Origin of the sequence: Brevibacillus soli (assembly GCF_044759095.2) — a bacterium.
Taxonomy (GTDB): Bacteria; Bacillota; Bacilli; order Brevibacillales; family Brevibacillaceae; genus JBIYSM02.
On the sequence record NZ_JBIYSM020000099.1, the window covers coordinates 1 to 1,153 of the forward strand.

A 1,153-nucleotide genomic window follows, 5' to 3' on the forward strand; every position below is an offset into this window, starting at 1 on the left:
GGAATTGGCAGACGCGCTAGATTCAGGTTCTAGTGGTGGCAACACCGTGGAGGTTCAAGTCCTCTCGACCGCACCATTTTTTGCGGACGTAGCTCAATTGGTAGAGCGTCGCCTTGCCAAGGCGAAGGTCGCGGGTTCGAGACCCGTCGTCCGCTCCAGTTGTTTTTCAGGAGGGTCTCTTACCCGTTCCGGGTTCACCCTCGATGGAAAGCCGAGATGGATTGCTCGGGTACTTCAGATCTGGCTTGCCTCTGATGTTTATTCGACGCAGAAGCGCCAGTGGAAGCGAGACCCGTCGTCCGCTCCATTTATTAGGAATACGTGCCCTTAGCTCAGCCGGATAGAGCGTTTGACTACGAATCAAAAGGTCGGGAGTTCGAATCTCTCAGGGCACGCCATACAGTCGGGAAGTAGCTCAGCTTGGTAGAGTACTTGGCTTGGGACCAAGGGGTCGCAGGTTCGAATCCTGTCTTCCCGACCATGTTCGCCGGGGTGGCGGAATAGGCAGACGCAACAGACTTAAAATCTGTCGGGAGTTTCTCCCGTACCGGTTCAAGTCCGGTCCTCGGCACCAGTAACCGCCATGCGGGTGTAGTTCAATGGTAGAACCCCAGCCTTCCAAGCTGGTCGCGTGGGTTCGATTCCCATCACCCGCTCCATACATAAAAGCAAGGCAGAGCCCTTTTTCGGGACTCTGCCTTTTTTAGTGTATAAGAATTTATAAAATTGGACATCCAATACAGCCACTAGAGAAGTGTTCGGGGCCCCAGCCGACACCAGCGATCGCTTAAGTCGGCTGGGTTTTCTTACATTCGCGGCGATGATCCTGATGCAGGTACCTGGCTTCCTGGTTCTCATGATCAAGAACTCCATGAACCGTGGTTCCGGCCAAAATATTGTCGAATTATGTCAAAAGTTATGGGTGGTAGAAACATATGTTTTCGTGTAGAGTTAGGGCTAGATCGCTTACCCAACAGGTAACGGATCTCTTGCCTCGCCTCCTGCTTCCGCAGGAGGCTTTTTTTAGTGTATAAGACTTTATAAATTTGGACATCCCATACAGCCGCTAGAAAAGGGTTCGGGGCCCCGCCCGGCGAAAAAAGGGACCCCACTCGGCTCAGCGATAGCTACCGCCGAGTGGGGTGAGAATAGC

Annotated in this window: 5 tRNA genes; all 5 read left to right on the plus strand. The window is 53.0% G+C overall.

Annotated elements, in window-relative coordinates:
- The first annotated feature begins 82 nt into the window (after positions 1-82).
- The 5 genes from ACE99V_RS20265 (at position 83) to ACE99V_RS20285 (ending at position 659) form a co-directional block, all read left to right on the plus strand.
- A tRNA-Gly gene (locus ACE99V_RS20265) sits at positions 83-158 on the plus strand.
- A 163-nt stretch (positions 159-321) separates the two neighbouring features.
- A tRNA-Arg gene (locus ACE99V_RS20270) sits at positions 322-398 on the plus strand.
- 6 nt (positions 399-404) lie between these two features.
- Positions 405-481, plus strand: a tRNA-Pro gene (locus tag ACE99V_RS20275).
- A gap of 5 nt (positions 482-486) precedes the next feature.
- Positions 487-574 (plus strand) — tRNA-Leu (locus ACE99V_RS20280).
- Positions 575-585: 11 nt separating this feature from the next.
- Positions 586-659, plus strand: a tRNA-Gly gene (locus tag ACE99V_RS20285).
- The last annotated feature ends 494 nt before the right edge of the window (positions 660-1,153 follow it).